This is a genomic window from Myxococcus sp. AM011, from assembly GCF_013372595.1.
In the GTDB taxonomy this organism is placed as follows: Bacteria; Myxococcota; Myxococcia; order Myxococcales; family Myxococcaceae; genus Myxococcus; species Myxococcus eversor.
This window is the reverse complement of sequence record NZ_JABXEM010000555.1, coordinates 1-1,335: the sequence shown is the minus strand read 5'-3', so window position 1 is coordinate 1,335 and position 1,335 is coordinate 1. Positions and strand designations below refer to the sequence as shown.

The window sequence follows — 1,335 nt, the reverse complement described above, 5'->3', positions numbered from 1 at the left end:
TCCCGCCCCCTTGCTCACCACCTGATGCGCCGCGTGCGCCAGCACCGTGCCGAAGTCGTTGCGCGGCGTCTGCCGGGGCATCGTGGCGGTGATGTTGAGGGACTGAAGCCTGCGGTGGTTCGGTTCCAAGTGCTGCCTCCGGCGACGGGATGCAGGCGGGGCTGTTCAGGCGACGTGCCAGCCGAAAACCCAAGCAATCCCGCGCGCCTGGGCACGACACGCACGCGCACGAAACTCCAAGGCCCGGGAAGAGCGTCCAGCCGATGGGACGGCGCCGCGCGGACGGAAACTTGCCTCGCACGCAGCCTGCCTCAGAGTTGTCGCACCCTGTCGCAGTCGTGAGGAGCCGAGCCGATGCACACTTCCAATGGTGGACCCCCCATCGCCGAGCGCTTCCACCCGCGCGTCGAGGCGGCCCTTCCCGTGAAGGTGCTCCTGCCCGGACGCGCCGTCATGGCTCGCGCCCGAGACGTCTCCATGGCGGGCCTGTTCCTGCTCGCGCACCCCGGTGACGCCCAGCGCGAGCTCACGCTGAGCCTGCCGCTGCCGGGCGACAAGGAAATCGTCACCACCTGCACCATCCGCCGCCGCGAAGCGGACGGCGTGGCCCTGGAGTTCGGCGAGCTCGACTGGGACGACCTCATCGCCCTGGCGCGCTTCCTCCACCCGCGCCTGCCCTGAGCGGGGACGTCCCTCCCCGTCGCGTCAGGCCTGCTCCGAGCGGGGCGGCGCCTGGCGCAGCCGCTCCACCAGCGCCATCAGCTCCGCGCCTCGGAAGGGCTTGTGGATGTAGCCGTCCGCGCCCGCCAGCGTGGCGCTCTCCATGTCCGACTTCTTCGCCTTCGCCGTGAGCATGTAGAGCGGCACCGTCGCGGTGACGGGGTCGCTCTTCAGGATGCGACACGCGGAGATGCCGTCGAGCTGCGGCAACACGACATCCATCAGGATGAGATTGAAGCTCCGGCTGCGCGCCAGCTTCAGCCCCTCCAGCCCGTTGGCCGCGCACACCACCTCCACGGAGCCGTCGCTCAACATCGAGCGCACCAGCTCCCGGATGACCGGTTCGTCCTCCACGAGCAGGATGAGGAAGGGTGCCTGGGACATGCCAACCATGTTTCTCCGGCGCGACTCTGAACCTCAGAGGGACGATGCTTCGCGGGCGCGCCACCCCCACTGCCGGTGCCACCTGCCGCGCGCGGTATAGCCCCGCCGACACCACCCACACCAGGGTCGCCCCATCATTTGTGTGGAGCACCATGCATCGGTCCTCTGTAAGCCCGTGGCCGCGGGGACGCCCGACTTCCGCGCCCGCCCACCCATCAGCCTGTCTGACAG

2 protein-coding genes are annotated in these 1,335 nt (G+C 69.6%); one reads left to right on the top strand and one right to left on the bottom strand.

The features are described 5' to 3' along the window. Positions 1–354 precede the first annotated feature (354 nt). Positions 355–681, top strand: a complete 327-nt coding sequence (locus HUW62_RS47270) for a PilZ domain-containing protein (RefSeq protein ID WP_163865263.1) — start codon at positions 355–357, stop codon at positions 679–681. A gap of 24 nt (positions 682–705) precedes the next feature. Here HUW62_RS47270 and HUW62_RS47265 read toward each other — a convergent pair whose 3' ends face one another. Further along, positions 706–1,113 carry a response regulator gene (locus HUW62_RS47265; RefSeq protein WP_163865264.1) on the bottom strand — a complete coding sequence of 136 codons (408 nt, stop codon included), beginning with the start codon at positions 1,111–1,113 and terminating at the stop codon, positions 706–708. Between the last annotated feature and the right edge of the window lie 222 nt (positions 1,114–1,335).